The sequence below is a fragment of the Flagellimonas sp. 2504JD4-2 genome (assembly GCF_053642935.1).
In genome coordinates, this window is record NZ_JBSIOV010000003.1 from 756,354 (window position 1) to 773,766 (window position 17,413).

10 protein-coding genes and 2 tRNA genes are annotated in these 17,413 nt (G+C 41.4%); 4 read left to right on the forward strand and 8 right to left on the reverse strand.

Annotated elements, in window-relative coordinates; genetic code table 11:
- Positions 1-120 precede the first annotated feature (120 nt).
- Together ACULLH_RS14620 and ACULLH_RS14625 are read right to left on the reverse strand one after the other, a co-directional pair.
- Positions 121-1,599 (reverse strand): tagaturonate reductase, encoded by a 1,479-nt coding sequence (locus tag ACULLH_RS14620; protein WP_454089496.1) that lies wholly within the window; start codon positions 1,597-1,599, stop codon positions 121-123.
- Entirely contained in the window at positions 1,596-3,245 is a 1,650-nt protein-coding gene (locus ACULLH_RS14625) for a UxaA family hydrolase (protein ID WP_454089497.1), read from the reverse strand. Before ACULLH_RS14625 ends, ACULLH_RS14620 begins: the two co-directional genes overlap by 4 nt.
- 346 nt (positions 3,246-3,591) lie before the next feature.
- Between ACULLH_RS14625 and ACULLH_RS14630 the strand changes: the two genes are divergently transcribed.
- A complete protein-coding gene (locus tag ACULLH_RS14630) occupies positions 3,592-4,626 on the forward strand; it encodes a LacI family DNA-binding transcriptional regulator (protein ID WP_454089498.1) in 1,035 nt (344 codons plus the stop codon).
- Positions 4,627-4,694: 68 nt separating this feature from the next.
- Here ACULLH_RS14630 and ACULLH_RS14635 read toward each other — a convergent pair whose 3' ends face one another.
- From ACULLH_RS14635 to ACULLH_RS14650, 4 genes are all read right to left on the reverse strand, one after another.
- Positions 4,695-5,714, reverse strand: coding sequence for a zinc-binding alcohol dehydrogenase family protein (locus tag ACULLH_RS14635; protein WP_454089499.1), 1,020 nt, complete (start codon positions 5,712-5,714; stop codon positions 4,695-4,697).
- A 298-nt stretch (positions 5,715-6,012) separates the two neighbouring features.
- Positions 6,013-6,090 (reverse strand) — tRNA-Pro (locus tag ACULLH_RS14640).
- Between the two features lie 271 nt (positions 6,091-6,361).
- Positions 6,362-6,445: transfer RNA gene (locus tag ACULLH_RS14645), tRNA-Ser, on the reverse strand.
- Positions 6,446-6,558: 113 nt separating this feature from the next.
- Complete coding sequence (locus ACULLH_RS14650) at positions 6,559-8,595, reverse strand: HD family phosphohydrolase (protein WP_454089500.1); 2,037 nt, start codon at positions 8,593-8,595, stop codon at positions 6,559-6,561.
- Between the two features lie 112 nt (positions 8,596-8,707).
- Between ACULLH_RS14650 and ACULLH_RS14655 the strand changes: the two genes are divergently transcribed.
- Together ACULLH_RS14655 and ACULLH_RS14660 are read left to right on the forward strand one after the other, a co-directional pair.
- On the forward strand, positions 8,708-9,883 hold the full coding sequence (locus tag ACULLH_RS14655; RefSeq protein ID WP_454089501.1) for an acetyl-CoA C-acyltransferase: 1,176 nt from the start codon (positions 8,708-8,710) through the stop codon (positions 9,881-9,883).
- A 19-nt stretch (positions 9,884-9,902) separates the two neighbouring features.
- Entirely contained in the window at positions 9,903-10,655 is a 753-nt protein-coding gene (locus ACULLH_RS14660; RefSeq protein ID WP_454089502.1) for a C40 family peptidase, read from the forward strand.
- Positions 10,656-10,704: 49 nt separating this feature from the next.
- Here the strand turns inward: ACULLH_RS14660 and ACULLH_RS14665 are convergent, their stop codons facing one another.
- Positions 10,705-11,967, reverse strand: a complete 1,263-nt coding sequence (locus tag ACULLH_RS14665) for a tetratricopeptide repeat protein (RefSeq protein ID WP_454089503.1) — start codon at positions 11,965-11,967, stop codon at positions 10,705-10,707.
- Between the two features lie 27 nt (positions 11,968-11,994).
- Positions 11,995-14,529 (reverse strand): DNA gyrase subunit A, encoded by a 2,535-nt coding sequence (gyrA, locus tag ACULLH_RS14670; protein ID WP_454089504.1) that lies wholly within the window; start codon positions 14,527-14,529, stop codon positions 11,995-11,997.
- A 258-nt stretch (positions 14,530-14,787) separates the two neighbouring features.
- Here gyrA and ACULLH_RS14675 point away from each other — a divergent pair, with 258 nt between their 5' ends.
- Positions 14,788-17,346, forward strand: a complete 2,559-nt coding sequence (locus ACULLH_RS14675; protein ID WP_454089505.1) for an ATP-dependent Clp protease ATP-binding subunit — start codon at positions 14,788-14,790, stop codon at positions 17,344-17,346.
- The last annotated feature ends 67 nt before the right edge of the window (positions 17,347-17,413 follow it).

The following is a 17,413-nucleotide window of genomic DNA, read 5'->3' on the forward strand; positions in this document are numbered from 1 at the left end:
CAATCTAATAAATTATAAAATGCCATGGCGTTGGCGCCCATGATTCTTGCCTGTTCGTGCTGTCCAAGTTTGGCAATGGCCTCGTAGTGCCAAAAATGTTGATGTGAGTCGATGTGCATCTTAGACGGTTTTCGCGTTATCAATTGTGCCCAAAAATCTCGCAAGAGCATTTTGCATTCCTTCCGTTATGATCAGTTGAACATTTTCCAATACTTCGACCTCAAGTTCCCCATATGCCGTGAGATCGGTATCCCAAAAACTTTGGTTGGAAAGCGTTGCTTTGACCATAGCTGATAAATTCTGCCCGTTGGAACTCCACTGATTTTTGAAAAAATCCAATACCTCCTCACTATCTTTCAAGGGAATGGCCTCCCCGTTCCTTTCCCCTCTATAAAACACAATTAAGGCGGCCAAAGAGAACAATAGTCTTTTTGGGGCTTTTTGTTTTTTTTCAAGGTAACCTAAAACCGAAGGGAGCACTCTTGTTTTGTATTTGGAAATGGAATTCAATGAAATGGAGATCAGCGCATGTTCAAGATAAGGGTTCCGAAACCTATCCAAGACATCATTGGCAAAGGCATGCAATTCGGCCTCCGGTAATTCCAAAGTAGGACAGATTTCTTCAAAAATGGCTTTTGATACGAATTGTCCAACTACATTGTCCTCGATGGATTCCCTTACTTTGTCAATTCCGTAGAGATAACCTACGGGCACCAGGCTGGTATGTGCTCCGTTCAGGATGCGTACCTTTCTGGTTCTATAGGGTTTGAGGTCATCAGTAAAAATTACATTAAGGCCTGCAGCCTCAGCCGGAAATTCTTTCCTTACTTCAGACGGGGCTTCAATAACCCATAAATGAAACATTTCGCCTTCCACCACCAAATCATCTTGATAACCCAGTTCTTGGTGAATGCTTTTTATTTTGTCTTTTGGATAACCTGGGACAATTCTGTCCACAAGGGTATTACAAAAAATGTTGTGTTTATTTATCCAATCTGAAAAACCTTGTTCGAGGTCCCAATCCAGAGCTAAACGAAGTACAATGCCTTTTAAATTATCCCCGTTTCTATCGATCAACTCACATGGAATACAAAGTATTCCTTTATCTGAAGCACCCTTGAAAAATTGGTATCTCTTAAATAAAAGAACGGTGAGTTTGGCCGGAAAACTCGAAGGTGGTACATCATCCAACCTATCATTGGAATTATATTCGATTCCTGCTTCAGTCGTATTCGATATCACAAATCTCAAATCTGGATTGGTGGCTTGGTCCAAATATGCCTGATAATTCAAATACGGGTCGATGCCCTTGTGAATACAATCAATAATTTGATGATGACTTTGTGGCTTACCATCTTTAATTCCATTTAGATATAGTGTATAGAGGCCATCTTGACGGTTTAGCACATTGACCAAACCCTTTTCTATTGGCTGAACAACCGTAACACCAGCATCGAAATTTGCCTTTTGGTTCATTTCATGAACCATCCAATTGGCGAAGGCCCTTAAAAAATTGCCTTCACCAAATTGAAGGATTCGGTTGGTATAAGTATTCGCTATTATTTTTTGTCTATTAAGTTGTGTTGGTTGTTCGCTCATAAGGATATTCCTCTTTTCCAGGGTATAAAATCATTTTGACCATTGATTTCGGCCTTGGCCAGTACCTCTCCATTCGCCACTTTAATAATGTGATCCAAAATGTCTTCACCCATTGCTGTAATATCATGTTCACCGCTAATCACAGTACCGGCATTAATATCGATGATGTCCATCATTCTCTTGTATAAGTCAGTGTTGCTCGACATTTTCACAACTGGTGAAAGCGGGTTTCCGGTTGGGGTGCCCAAACCGGTGGTAAATACAATCATATTGCACCCTGAGGCGGCTAGGCCGGTGGTGCTCTCCACATCATTACCAGGTGTACACAATAGACTCAGGCCAGATTTCGTCACAGGTTCCGTGTAGTCCAAAACATCAACTACCGGGGAAGTGCCACCTTTTTTAGCAGCCCCTGCGGATTTCATCGCATCCGTAATCAGGCCGTCTTTAATATTTCCTGGGGATGGATTGCTTTCAAATCCAGAACCTACTGCCTTTGCAGCACTCGAATACGAACGCATGAGGTCTATAAATTTTTGAGCATCTTTTTCAGTCTCACACCGATTGATAAGTTCTTGCTCTACCCCGTTGAGTTCCGGAAATTCTGCAAGAACGGCCGCTCCTTTCATAGCGACCAAAAGATCTGATGCATGGCCCAATGCCGGGTTGGCTGAAATTCCAGAAAACCCGTCAGAGCCACCACATTCCAATCCAAGTATCAGTTTGCTAAGAGGAGCTGGCTTTCGCTGATTGGTATTGGCCTTGCTCATCCCAATAAAGGTCTTTTTTACCGCGGTCTCAATAAATTCCCGTTCACTACTGGACTTTTGTTGCTCCAAGTAAAAAATAGGGCGTGAATAATCCGGATTTAGGGCTCGAATCTCTTTTTGCAACATTTCTATCTGCGCATTTTGACAACCCAAGCTCAATATGGTAGCACCGGCAGTATTTGGGTGGACTATATAGCCGGCCAACAGCTTGCACAGTACTTCGGCATCCTGACGAATTCCGCCACAGCCTCCATCATGTCTTAAAAACTTGATTCCGTCAACATTGGAAAAGATTCTTTTTTTTGTTACCTCCTCAGGAGACAACTCCAACCGTACTTGATATAGTTCGTCTTCTGTTGCACCATTTCTATATTGTTCGATTAGGGAGTCGATATTGACGGCATGGTCTTTTCGTGATTGATACCCTAGGGCATCGGAAAGAGCAGTTTCCAATATATCTATATTCCTGTTCTCACAAAAGACGAGGGGAATCACCAACCAATTGTTCCTAGTCCCCACCTTACCATCTTCTCGATGATACCCCAAAAAAGTAGTTTCATCAAATCTAGCGGTCTTGGGAGCAGTCCACTGGTATTGTTCATTTCTATTTTCGAAACTGGAAGAGGCATGTTCCAGATTATCAGTGGTAATTCCCGCCCCCCTTTTAATAGTTTTGATGGCCTTCCCTACCAAGGTGCCATACATAATTACATCATCACCCTCATCAAAATCCTGCAGGGCAAATTTATGTTTGGCCTTTATATCCTCAACAAGCTCCATGGATTGTCCGCCCACAAGAACACGCAATCCCCTTGGTAAATCTGTTATGGCAACTACAATGCTGTCCCTTGGATCTATTTGTAAATATTCTGGCATTTCGAAATGCTTATGTTCTGATTCTTGATTTTAGTCTGTCCTCCCTTTTTTCAAATGGACACGGTCTAAAAGTATACGCTTCCGCTTTCTTGTTTTGTTAGTTAACACATTCAATATAAAGATTTCAGCTCGCGCACTTAATCCACGCTCATGTCCTTCAAATATGATCCAAGTTACAGGATAATCCGTTTTTGGTTTATTTCAGTTGTTCAATCGATTGAATCAATGTGCAAAAAAATATGCTTTTACACCATATAAGGTCAACAAAGCAGCACATTTTTTGTCATTCTAATCAGAAACGAATAGTTTTGTTCAAACGTTTAAACAAATATACACGAAAATACTATTGGGCAAAAAAAAAGTCACCATTAAAGATATAGCCAATGAACTTGGGATAACGCCATCAGCAGTTTCCAAAGCGCTGAATAATCACCCAAGGATGAGCGTTGAAACCAAAACTTCGGTCCTGGAAGTTGCCAAAAAGTTAAACTATCAACCTAACTTATTGGCGAGTGCACTTCGAAAAGGTAAGAGTAATTTAGTGGGAATCATCGTACCCAGGGCCCATAGTAATTTCTTTTCTTCGGTGGTTGAAAATATTGAGGAAACCCTCAGCGATCATGGGTACAATGTGATCATAACCCAATCCAATGAATCTTACCAAAAAGAATGCAAGAATATTGATGCACTGTTGCACATTCAGGTAGATGGTATTATTGCCTCACTAGCCAACGAGACGGCAGATCTTAGGTACTTTGACAAGATTGTTTCCAATGGGATTCCCTTGGTAATGTTCGACCGTAGTGAAGATGTTCTTAAAGCGGATTATATTGGAATAAACGACTACGGCGGCAGTAAATTGGTTGTGGACCACCTAGTGGAGCAAGGTTGCAAAAGGATTGCCCATATTGCCGGTTTTGCCAATACAAGAATCTATAAAAATAGAATTGAAGGTTATAGGGATGCGCTTGCTGAACACGGCCTGCCATTGGATGCCGATCTTTTGGTGGAGAGCAAACTTACCATAAATGACGGAAGATGTATTATGGAAAACTTCTTGAATATGGCCGAACGTCCAGATGCAGTGTATGCAGCCGGGGATTATGCTGCTTTGGGAGCCATGAAAACATTAATTGAACAGGGTATCAAGATCCCTGATGAAATGGCTTTGGTAGGATTCAGTAATGAGCCTTTCACCTCTTTGGTCGCTCCAAGTATTACAACAATTGACCAGCATAGCGCACAAATTGGAAAATTGGCTGCAACAGCATTTCTCAAACAGGTAGCGGGAGAGCCCACCGATCTTGAGAAGATTATTTTAGAACCCGAATTATTGATTAGGGCCTCCTCGATGAAAATTAAAGCATCGTCAGTATCTTGATGTCGTCAGGATTGTATCAAACCCAATACATAAGGGATTTCCTTAGGGTATTTGCCATGATATCGTTTTTAGTCTGAGAGTTTAAAATCCACTACCGCCTTTATTACACCTGTCTCCGGTTTTAACCAACTATCAAAGTGTTCTATCATCTCAGTGAACCGCACTGTGTGCGTAATGAAAGATTCCGTTGGAAATTGATGCAACACACTTATAACATGCTCAAAATCTTCCGTAGTTGCATTTCGACTGCACAACAAGGTCATTTCCTTGGCATGCATTTTTGGGTGGTCATAGGTCAATTCCCCTTTTGAAAGTCCCACTAGAACAAAACGACCACCATGGGACATAAAATCTGGACATGACTCCAATGCAAATTTATTTCCGGAGGCATCGAACACCGCTGTACACAACTCTCCATTGGTAATTTCCATGATATCAGATACTGCATTCTCCCCTGCTTTTACCACATGATCAACCCCTATGACATTCTTGGCATAGGTTAACCGTTGCTCATTCATATCAATGGCGATTACCTTTGCCCCAGCAATCTGTGCCAATTTCATAATGCCAATCCCAATAGGGCCGCAACCCACAACGGCTATAGTTTCGTCGGGTACTATATTGGCCCTTCGGAGGGCATGTGCGCCAATGGCCAAAGGTTCTACAATAGCCATTTGGTCATCTGACAAATGGTTAGCGGGCAATAGAATGTCAGAAGGAACGCTAATTTGTTCTTGCATACCGCCGTCACCATGAACGCCCAAAACCGTCAGATTTGTGCAACAGTTGGGTTTTCTATTTCTACATGCAATGCACTTACCACAACTTAGGTAAGGCATAATTACAACCTTGTCCCCAATCTTTATTCCTTGTGGATTTTCGTCAATTTCCAATACTTCGGAGGCCAGTTCATGCCCTAATATCCTAGGGTAAGTAAAAAACGCCTGATTACCGCCGTAGGCATGCAGATCGGTTCCACATATTCCTACTTTGTTGATTTGCAACAATGCTTCATTTTCTTTTCGGATAGGAGCTTCCTTTTCCTTTAAAACAAATTCTCCAGGTTTTTCGCAAACGATATATTTCATTTACACAATTCAGTTCACAGATTTAACTATTGGAACGGTTCGTTCTATCACATTTTGCCTTCTTCATTTTAAAGATAAAAAAGGTCATCAAAACCTTTATCTCAAATTTAACGACACTTTGCTGTTCAAACGTTTGAACAAAAATATAAAAAACTTACACATTTGCATGTCTCAAATTTTGGAATTCATGAAAGAAAATATAGATTACCCCTATTCCTTGGATAATAAAAGGTACATCTTGGAAGAAATCGTGACGAGTCTTAAACAAAAAAGCCTTGCAAATGCAAGGCTTTTTTGGTGGTCGGGGTGGCAGGATTCGAACCTGCGACCTCCTGCTCCCAAAGCAGGCGCGATAACCGGGCTACGCTACACCCCGAAAAACAGTCGAATGACTGAAAATCTCAATACAATAAATTTCAAACTCCAAAAGTAACTACTTTAAGTAGCCCGCTCGGGCGGAGTTTATACCGAGCTAGGTCGAGGTACTACACCCCGAAAAACAGTCGAATGACTGAAAATCTCAATACAATAAATTTCAAACTCCAAAAGTAACTACTTTAAGTAGCCCGCTCGGGCGGAGTTTATGCCCACAAAGTCGAGGCACTACACCCCGAAATAGTACAATCCTAATGTTAAAAAGGAAAAAGCGGAGAGACTGGGACTCGAACCCAGGCGACAGTTACCCGCCGACAGATTAGCAATCTGCTCCGTTACCACTCCGGCACCTCTCCTGACATTGTATTATGAACGTGCATTTTCAAAATGCGGATGCAAATGTACCTTTTCATCCGAAAGAACGCAACTATTTTCTTATTTTTTTAAAACGATTTTCTCCATTGGAATATCACTCTGGATACTCCACACGAAGATGGTAGATATTGGTCAATTTTTGTTTTAATACTTTTTTGACCTTCTCAATTTCTTTTAGGGTAATATTCGCGTTTAAAAATTGATTGGCCTGCATTTGCCCCTTCACTATCTTTTCCACAAACTCATCAATAATGGAATACGTGGGATTCTTAAGGCTTTTGGAGGCAGCTTCCACGGCATCTGCCATCATCAAAATTGCCGTTTCCTTTGAAAACGGTATTGGACCTGGATACCTAAAATTGTCTTCGTTGGCCTCTCCTTCAAGTTCTTGTTGCCGTTTAAAAAAGTAGAATACCAAGGTGGTTCCATGGTGCGTTCTTAAAAAATCGATGATCCGGTCTGGTAGGTTATTTTTTCTTGCAATTTCGATGCCGTGTATCACATGGTCGATAATTATTTTGGCGCTTTCCCTTGGAGGCAGATCATCATGCGGATTTACACTGGTTATCTGGTTTTCTGTAAAGAAGGTCGGATTGTCCATTTTACCAATATCATGATACAATGCCCCTACCCTTACCAACATGGCGTTTGCACCAATTTCATTGGCCGCGGCTTCAGCCAAATTTGCTACTTGCAAGGAATGGTGGAATGTTCCAGGTGCTTTATCCGATAGCTCTTTTAGAAGCTTGGAATTGGTATCTGACAATTCCAAAAGGGATACATCCGATATCAAACCAAAAATCTTCTCGTAGATATAGATCAGAGGTTGTGCGAAAAGCGTCAAAAGTCCATTGAGCACAAACACTCCGAACAAAATCCACTCAATATTGTCCAAATTGCCCTCGTGTATGGCATGGAACGCAAAGTAACCAACGATGTAAATCAGTGTAATCTGGCCTACCGATATAAATAGGTTTGCCCTTTTGTATAATTCCGAAGCGGTCAGAATGGTGACAATCCCAGCTATGGTCTGCAAAAAGATATATTCAAAACTATTCGGCACCACAAACCCGAGAATCAATACCGTCAAAACATGTACAAACAATCCTAGCCGGGCATCAAAGAAATTTTTCAACACTAACGGAAGGATACACAAAGGTACCACAAAGACATAGCTTTCATTATTTTTGACCATAAGCGTGGTGGCTAAAACCATCAAAACAATGTTCACAAAAATGAAAGTGACCTTGTTGTTGTTCTCAAAAATGTTCTTTCGGTAGCGCTTTAGAAAAAGGAACAGCATAATCAGTACCAAGGCCACCAAAATGGTATATCCGAGAATAATATAGTAGTAGTTGCTGCCTCGCCAAAGTTCGGACTCAAATTCGTCCTTTAGGGAGCTTAAAATTTTAAAATTCTCAGCTTCAACTACCTCCCCTTTAGCAATGATGAGACTCCCTTCGGATACTTCTCCCCTTGTTATGGAAACCCTTCCAAGTTCATCTGCCAAGGCCTTTTCCGTAAGTGCCTTATCATAGGCCAGATTTGCCTCCAACAATCTGGGGAGCGCATTCCCAAGAATTGCCGCAATCTGGTCATTTCTATTTAAAAGAATTCTCCCAACAAGCTCTTTAGCTCTACCTAGGTCGTAGTAGCTGTTTACGCTCAAAGGTTTGGCCTCATTATTCTTGATCACCAAAACAGAACTCGCTGAAGGTAGCTCCCTGAATATCCCAAGGGCATAAACACTATCAACAACGCCCAAACCGGTATTCAGGAGCAACTCACTTTGCACATTGGAAAAGCTATTGGCAACAGAAAAACCCTGTAGGTCCTGCTCCAAAGCCTCTTTTACATTCGATGGCACTGTTGCATCAAATGCATAATAATCAACCTTATTCTCACGAAGTGACTGTTGCTCATTTGCAATTTCCTCCTCGGTCTTTTTAATGGAAAAATCTATGGGTGCGTATAGGTTCTCATACTGCCAAGGTTTTCCTTTTTGAAATTCATATTTGAATTTGCCTCCCTTTGGAAAGAAAAATACGATTAGTGCGACTGTAACTATATAGAGAAAATACTTGTAGGCAAGTGATTGATGCTTATAAACATTATCTAAAGTTTTTCCCATGCTGCACGCTAATGTTTCAAAAATAGAAAATATAAATAAGAAGTATGGCAGGCTTTTGACGCACAAGCATTGCATTTAATTTTAGTATTTTCGCAACAGTAAAAATGCATAGATGAATAAAGTTGTTATCGTTTCCGTCGCAAGAACTCCAATAGGTAGTTTTATGGGCGCTTTATCCAGTATTCCAGCCCCAAAATTAGGGGCAGTAGCTATTAAGGGAGCCTTGGATAAAATTGGTTTAAAACCCGAGCAGGTTGAAGAAGTTTTAATGGGAAATGTTGTCCAAGCTGGCACAGGTCAAGCACCTGCCAGACAAGCTGCTATTTACGCTGGAATTCCTGATTCTGTTCCTTGCACAACTGTTAACAAGGTATGTGCTTCGGGAATGAAATCAATAATGCAAGCTGCCCAGTCCATTGCCCTTGGTGAAAATTCGATTGTTGTTGCAGGCGGAATGGAAAACATGAGCCTTATTCCACATTATTCGTACATGCGCAATGGACTGAAATTTGGTCCGGCCACATTGGTGGATGGAATGCAAAAAGATGGTCTGGTCGATGTCTATGACCAGAATGCCATGGGTGTGTGCGCAGATGCATGTGCGGTTGAGCACGATTTTAGTCGCGAAGACCAGGATGCTTTTGCCATTCAATCATATGAGAGATCCGCAGCTGCATGGGAAGCCGGTAAATTTGCTGATGAAGTTGTTCCTGTGGAAGTTCCACAGCGAAGAGGTGAACCCATTGTGGTGAGTGAGGATGAAGAATATAAAAACGTAAAAATGGAAAAGATTCCAGCTTTGCGTCCTGCCTTTACCAAAGAAGGTACGGTTACCGCAGCCAACGCTTCTACCATCAACGATGGTGCGGCAGCTGTTGTGCTAATGAGCGAGGAAAAAGCCAAGGAACTGAATCTGACTCCTTTGGCAACAATAAAAGGTTATGCTGATGCCGCGCATGAACCAAAATGGTTTACCACGGCTCCTGCAAAGGCATTGCCCAAAGCATTGGATAGAGCTGGTGTTGCAATCGATGCTATAGATTTCTTTGAATTTAACGAGGCTTTTTCGGTTGTAGGCCTTGCCAATATGAAACTTTTAGGCCTTAATGATTCCAATGTCAATGTGAATGGAGGTGCCGTCTCCTTAGGGCACCCACTGGGTTGTTCCGGAGCTCGAATCACTATTACCTTGCTCAGCGTACTTGAACAGAACAAAGGAAAGCTGGGTGCGGCTGCAATTTGCAACGGTGGTGGAGGCGCTTCTGCAATTGTTCTTGAAAGAAACTAATTCAGTTTAGGGACCTCAAATGCAATACGGAGTTTGCCACTTAAGCATTGTTCCCATTCGTATATCTCCGGATGATACTACGGAAATGCTCTCCCAACTCTTATATGGAGACTATTTTAAGGTATTGGAAAAAAGGAAGTTCTGGAGTAGAATTCGTGTGGCTTATGATGGTTGCGAGGGTTGGGTGACGAACAATCAAATCAGATTTATTCAGGAAGAAGATTATGAAGTGTTGAATTCCCAAGACAATTCAAAAATCTCCTCAGATATTATTTCTCATATCTGCACGGAGGACGAAATGTTACTTCCCATTCTCTTGGGTTCTGTTATTTCCGTTACCGGTTTACTCGGACACACATTTGAAGGAAACTGCGTTAATGGAACAACCGAAAAAGAAAACTTGGTAGACACTGCCTTGTTATATCTCAAAGCTCCCTATCAAAAAGGTGGAAAAACACCATTTGGAATAGATTGCTCTGGATTTACCCAAATGGTGTATAGGATAAATGGACATGGGTTAAAACGGGAAGCAGAAGCCCAATCCAAACAGGGAGAGGTCCTGAGCTTTATTGAAGAGAGTGAGCCAGGGGATTTGGCCTTTTTCGATAATAATGAAGGTATTATTGACCATGTGGGGATTATTTTAGAGGATAATTACATTATACATGTTAACGGACATGTCCGTATTGATCGGCTGGATCACACGGGAATCTTCAACGCAGAAGAAAAACTATATACCCATAAGTTAAGGGTGATTAAAAAAGTACTGTAATAAAAAAGGCCCCATTACATGGGGCTTTTTTTATATTCTGGAAAATGAATTATTCTCCCAAAAGCTTTTTGATACGCATAAAATTATCGGTATCTCCCAAAGCTCCGTAGATATTCTTAAGCTGTGAAAGCACCCCTTGGTTATCAGGGTTTGTTTTCAAGGCATCTTCCAAAACTTTGGCACCTTCCAAGAACAGGTCATCTTTTTGTTTTTTCAGCTCATCATACCTAGCAATATCAGACCTAGAGCTACCTAGATTGTTCATTTCATCAATAAGACCGTTACCTTCATTGACATAGGTCGTAGAAAGGTTCAAAAGGGCGTTTATATAACCTGGATCAACAGCCAATGTCTTGCGGTAAGCATCTCTTGCCTCTTCCAAGTTTCCTTGTTCCATGTTGATTACACCAATATTGTAAAGCAAATCGGCATTATCCGGAGCCATATTGGAAGCTTCTGACATCAGAACCTTAAACTTTTCCTTATCCCCCATAGCATAATGAAGATTGGCTTCTCCGAGCACAAGGTTTACATCGTCTGGATCAACTGTTCTAGCATCGGAATAAGCAGCCAAAGCTTTGTCATTATCCCCAAGTTGTTGGTAGATCAACGCAATATTCTTGACTATCTCTGCCTTTTTGGAAGGTGTTCTTTCTTCTTTTGGATCCTTGTGGGTTCCTGCTTTAACATAAAGGTCCCTAGTGTTTTTATCCATGGTATCGACCTCTCCTGTTTCAACATTTACTGCTGTATAGGTAACACCACTTCCATCGTATCCCACTTCCTTTAGTTCGTTGTAGTAAGTTAATGCTTTTTCATAGTTCTGCCCATTAACCGCACTACTAGCTGCATAGTAAAGGTAAAGAGTGTCCTGTGGGCTTAACTGATATCCTAAGTAAAGCTTATCTGCAGCCTCATCAAACTTTTTGTTGTTATTGTCCTCTACGGCAGCATTGATCAAATCAGCTGTCATTTGCGACAAGCTTTGTGTAGCTACAGTGGTGTACTTTTCTTTTCCACTGGCTTCTTCAACAGAAATTACCTTTTTGTAGGCATCAATTGCGGGTTGAAAAGCTGTTGCATCACCTTTTTTGGCCAAGTCAGCATAAACATTGCCCTTTATCGCATAGTATTGTGCCTGAACTCTGGCATCAGCAGCATCAATCAAAGAGGCAGCGCTATCAATTGAAGCTTTCGCACTAGCAGCATCTCCTCCTTTAAGCGCCTTTTCCGCTGCCTTGATTTCAGCTTTTTGGGAAAAACCCATCGTTGAAATCCCTATTGCTAATAGCATTAAAACTTTAGTCTTCATCTTAAATGTAATTATTAGTGTTTATGATTATTCTTTCTTGTTTTCGTCCGTAGTATTATCAATTGCCGTGCCATCTTCCCCATTCACCTCAATATTAAGGATATCCGCTTCTTCAACGGCATCCTCATCTTTCATCACTTTTGCAACAGCTGCAATGGAATCTTTATCCTTTAAATTGATAAGTCTTACACCTTGGGTTGCCCTTCCCATGACACGAAGGTCTTCAACACCCATTCGAATGGCAATACCTGATTTGTTGATGATCATTAGGTCATCCGTATCAGAAACATTCTTTATAGCTACCAGGCCTCCCGTTTTTTCGGTTATGGAAATCGTTTTTACCCCTTTACCTCCTCTATTGGTGATACGATAATCATCAATGGTTGATCGCTTACCGTAACCGTTCTCAGACACTACTAGGATATCATCTTCAAAATTATGGACAGAAACCATTCCTATCACCTCATCTTTGTCGTTTGCCAAGGTAATTCCCCTTACACCTGAAGCATTCCTACCCATTGGACGCGTCTTACTTTCTTCAAAGCGAATGGCTTTTCCTGATTTTAATCCCAAGAAAATCTGGCTCGTTCCTGTGGTAAGTTTTGCTTCTAGCAATTCATCTTCCTCCCTAATGGTAATTGCATTGATTCCATTTTGACGTGGTCTCGAGTATTGTTCCAAAGATGTTTTCTTGACCGTACCCTTTTTGGTCGCCATGATCACATAATGTGAATTGACGTAGTCCTCATCTTTAAGGTCTTGGGTACAAATGAATGCCTTCACTTTGTCCTCTTGCTCAATATTGATCAAGTTTTGGATGGCTCTTCCTTTGGAAGTTCTGCTTCCTTCAGGAATTTCATAAACCCGCATCCAAAAACACTTCCCCTTTTGGGTAAAGAACAACATATATTGATGGTTGGTACCAACAAACAAATGCTCCAAGAAGTCTTCATTTCTAGTTGAGGACGCTTTTTGTCCGACGCCACCCCTATTTTGGGTCTTGTATTCAGTCAAAGGAGTCCTTTTAATATAACCAGCATGTGAAATGGTAATCACTACCTGCTCATCTGGAATCATATCCTCGATGCTCAAATCACCACCGGCAAAGTTTATCTCAGATCTTCTTTCATCGCCATATTTTTCCTTGACCTCAAGCAATTCTTCCTTGATGATTTCCATTCTACGTTCTTTTTTGGCAAGAATGTCTTTAAGGTCCTCTATGGTCTTTTTAAGTTCTTCGTATTCCTCTCTTAATTTATCTTGTTCCAGACCTGTAAGCTGACGCAAGCGCATCTCAACTATGGCTTTGGCCTGTATTTCAGTAAGCTTGAAACGCTCCATCAAGCCATTTCTGGCCTCCTCAACATTGGATGACGCCCTTATCAAGGCTATCACCTCATCAATATTATCCGAAGCAATGATAAGTCCTTCAAGGATATGAGCACGGTCCTCGGCTTTCTTTAGCTCAAATTTTGTCCTTCGGACAACCACTTCATGTCGATGTTCAACAAAATGGTGGATAATTTCCTTTAGATTAAGTAATCGTGGTCTTCCATTCACCAAGGCAATATTGTTGACACTAAAGGAAGATTGAAGTGCCGTATACTTGTAAAGCATATTGAGCACGATATTCGGAATGGCGTCTCTCTTAAGTATGTAGACGATACGCATTCCCTTTCTATCGGATTCATCCCGAATCGTAGAAATTCCTTCAATCTTTTTGTCGTTGACAAGATCGGCCGTTTTCTTGATCATATCGGCCTTGTTCACTTGATAAGGAATCTCGGTAACAATAATACATTCCCTGCCCTGAACTTCTTCAAACGAAGCTTTGGCACGCATTACCACCCGACCTCTACCGGTATGGAAAGCTTCTTTTACACCGTCGTATCCGTAGATGATTCCTCCTGTTGGAAAATCCGGTGCTTTGATATGTGTTATGAGCTCATCGATTTCAATATCATTGTTGTCGATATAAGCGATCGTGCCATCAACCACCTCTGATAAATTATGGGGAGGCATATTGGTCGCCATACCTACTGCAATACCAGAAGCTCCATTCACCAAAAGGTTTGGAACCCGTGTTGGCAGCACTGTGGGCTCTTGTAGGGAGTCATCAAAATTAAGCTGATGATCAACGGTGTCCTTATCAATATCAGCCAACATCTCGTCGGCTATTTTTCGCATTCGAGCTTCAGTATATCGCATAGCCGCGGGGCTATCACCATCTACCGATCCAAAGTTACCCTGACCGTCTATCAACATGTATCTAAGACTCCATTCCTGGGCCATACGCACCATGGTGTCATATACTGAAGTATCACCGTGTGGGTGATATTTACCCAAAACCTCCCCGACAATACGGGCAGATTTTTTATGTGCACTTGTAGATCTAACACCCAATTCGTGCATCCCAAAAAGTACTCTTCGGTGAACAGGTTTAAGTCCGTCCCTGACATCTGGCAGAGCTCGTGACACAATGACCGACATTGAATAATCAATGTAGGCAGATTTCATCTCATCTTCAATGTTGATAGGAATTAACTTTTCTCCTTCAGCCATGCTAAAATCCGTTTGTTTTTTGCGGTTAAAATATCACGGCAATATACGCAAAATCGCACCTTTCAAAACAACTACACCCTACTTTATTAAAAAAATTATCAACAGTATTTTTCACCGACAAATGCTGATAAAACTTTGTTAAACTCTGTCAAAAAAGCGTTTTATTTCGACTTTTACTACAAGTTTATCGATTATGGGTACGGTATTTGACTACGGTAATGATACTTTTATTAATTTTAATTGCTGAAAAGGTAGTGTATGGACGATAATTTTTCCCCAAGAGTAAAAGACGTTATAGCATATAGCAAGGAGGAGGCCCTAAGACTGGGGCATGATTTTATTGGAACAGAACATTTAATGCTGGGTCTTTTACGTGATGGCAATGGCAAGGCCATCAACATCCTGGATGCCTTGGATGTTGATTTGGACCACTTGAGAAGAAAAGTGGAAATCCTTAGCCCGGCCAATCCGAATACCGGAACAATTCAAAAAGACAAAAAGAACCTACATCTGACAAGACAGGCAGAACGTGCGCTAAAAACCACGTTTTTGGAAGCCAAGCTCTTTCAAAGTTCTTCTATAAATACAGCCCATTTACTGCTTTGTATCCTAAGAAACGAAAATGACCCTACCACAAAGCTGCTACACAAGCTTAAGGTGGATTATGATAATGTGAAGGACCAGTTCAAATCCATGATTACCAGTGATGACGATTATCTAGATTCTCCGCAGGCTGATTCTTCTTTCCCAAGTGATCCGGAGGATACAGGGGATTCTAAAGAAAGTACATTCGGCTCAAGTTCTTCACAAAAAGGAAGTAAAAAGTCTAAGACTCCCGTTCTGGACAATTTCGGACGTGACCTTACCCGATTGGCGGAGGAAAACAAACTTGACCCTGTTGTAGGACGAGAAAAAGAGATTGAGCGGGTTTCCCAAATATTGAGCAGACGAAAGAAGAACAACCCCTTACTTATTGGAGAACCCGGTGTTGGTAAAAGTGCAATTGCCGAAGGGTTGGCACTTAGAATAATCAATAAGAAGGTTTCGCGAATCCTTTACAACAAGCGGGTAGTTACTCTTGATTTGGCTTCATTGGTCGCCGGTACCAAATATCGTGGTCAGTTCGAGGAACGCATGAAGGCAGTAATGAACGAACTGGAAAAGAATGACGATATCATTCTCTTTATTGATGAAATCCATACCATCGTTGGTGCAGGTGGAGCAACTGGAAGTTTAGATGCTTCCAATATGTTCAAACCGGCATTGGCCAGAGGTGAAATTCAATGTATAGGAGCAACCACGCTTGATGAGTATCGTCAGTATATCGAAAAAGATGGTGCTTTGGAACGACGCTTTCAAAAGGTGATGGTGGAACCCACAACTGTTGAAGAGACCATTGAGATTTTGATGAACATCAAGAGTAAGTACGAAGATCATCACAATGTAAATTATACGGATGATGCCATTATTGCCTGTGTAAAATTGACCAATCGTTATATGACGGATAGGTTTTTACCGGACAAGGCCATTGATGCCCTTGATGAAGCTGGTTCCCGTGTTCATATTGTGAACATGGATGTTCCCAAACAAATTTTAGAGCTCGAAAATCAACTTGATGATGTTCGGGAGCTTAAAAACAGCGTTGTTAAAAAACAGAAATACGAAGAGGCAGCAAAACTTCGGGATGATGAAAAACGTTTGGAAAAAGAGTTGGCCGCTGCCCAAGAACGGTGGGAAGAAGAAAGCAAACTGCACCGCGAAACGGTATCTGAAGATAATGTTGCCGATGTGGTTTCCATGATGAGTGGTATCCCTGTGAACAGAATAGCGCAAACAGAAAGCAACAAACTTGCTGAACTTCCCGACCTTATCAAAGGCTTTGTTATCGGGCAAGATGAAGCGGTTGCCAAAGTTGCTAAAGCCATACAAAGAAACCGTGCGGGACTCAAAGACCCCAATAAACCCATTGGGTCGTTTATATTCTTAGGTCAAACGGGCGTTGGAAAAACACAATTGGCCAAGATTCTGGCTAAAGAACTTTTTGATTCTGAGGATGCCCTTATCCGAATCGATATGAGCGAATACATGGAAAAATTTGCGATTTCGAGGCTAGTAGGCGCACCTCCTGGATATGTTGGTTATGAAGAAGGTGGACAACTTACTGAAAAAGTACGTCGTAAGCCTTATTCGGTGATTCTTTTGGACGAAGTTGAAAAGGCTCATCCCGATGTATTCAATATGTTGCTTCAGGTTCTGGATGATGGATATTTGACAGATAGTTTAGGAAGAAAGATAGATTTCAGAAACACTATCATCATTATGACCTCAAACATTGGGGCACGACAGTTGAAGGATTTCGGCCAAGGAGTAGGTTTCGGAACTGCGGCTAAAAAGGCCCAAGCCGATAGTCACCAGAAAAGTGTTATCGAAAATGCGCTGAAAAAGGCGTTCGCACCGGAATTCTTGAACAGGATTGACGACGTAATCGTGTTTAATCCATTGGAGCGTGAAGATATCCACAAGATCATCGATATTGAACTGAACAAGCTTTACGCAAGAATCAAAGATATAGGTTATGATCTTAAACTATCCGATAAGGCCAAGGATTATATTGCTGACAAAGGTTTTGACAAGCAATATGGTGCCCGACCTTTAAAAAGAGCTATTCAAAAATATATTGAAGATGCCCTGGCAGAGGAAATTGTAAATTCCAAGCTAGGTGAAGGGGATAGTATTTTTATCGATTTAAACGAGAAAAAAGAAGAATTGAACATTACTATTAAGAAGCCTGAGAAATCACCGAAGGCCGATGGATAGGTATAAATGTACAAATGATAGAGCCGACCGTCGGTCGGCTTTTTTTATGCCCTAACTTACCTTACAA